This window comes from Vibrio ichthyoenteri ATCC 700023 (assembly GCF_000222605.1).
GTDB lineage: Bacteria > Pseudomonadota > Gammaproteobacteria > Enterobacterales > Vibrionaceae > Vibrio > Vibrio ichthyoenteri.
The window spans coordinates 1-623 of the sequence record NZ_AFWF01000237.1 but is presented as its reverse complement, the minus strand read 5'-3'; the positions used below and the strand labels follow the sequence as shown (position 1 = coordinate 623).

Here is a 623-nt window from a genome sequence, read left to right as displayed (position 1 = left end):
GTCAGGACGTTGCGCATCTTGGCTAAAGGTAATCAACTGCTCTTTGATGTGTGTCGGTCTGACCGTGTAACGCTCATGGGCAAGCTCGGCGGCGGCTTTAATGGCATCACGCACCATCGCAGAGTCGGCGCGGCGATAATCCGCCAGTTCGTTCTCCTCACCCCCGGTTATCATCAAACGAGCCATGATTTCGAGTTCACCCAAGATGTCACGTTGCTCGTCGTCTTCACTGTCGTTGTCGTTTAAATGCTCGATATCGAGCGACTCATCGCTGCAGACGTGCGCGACTTCTTGGCCAACCAGATGTTTTGCATCTGCAAATGGCGCTAAAATGCCTTTTGAGCTCCCGCTGAGTTGCACGCGATTGACTTTGAGCCCCATGCGCTCGCAATAAGCGCCTAATAAGCCAAAACTGTTCCCCGCTTCAATCACAAACAGTCGCGGACGATGGGTGGCGAGCAAGCGAAGGCAAATCCCCACTAAGGTGGCGGACTTTCCAGATCCAGAGGGACCAAAAAGGTTTAAGTGGGCATTAGAGAGAAAATCATTCAGAGGGTCGAAGCCAAAGAGTTCCCCTCCGCGATTAAAGTAATGCAGTGCATCACTGCCTGTGCCCGTTGAGC

At 52.8% G+C, this 623-nt stretch carries 1 pseudogene; it reads right to left on the bottom strand.

Annotated features, from left to right (window positions below):
- A pseudogene (locus tag RH85_RS16760) lies at positions 1–623 on the bottom strand (conjugative transfer ATPase); the annotation flags it as partial.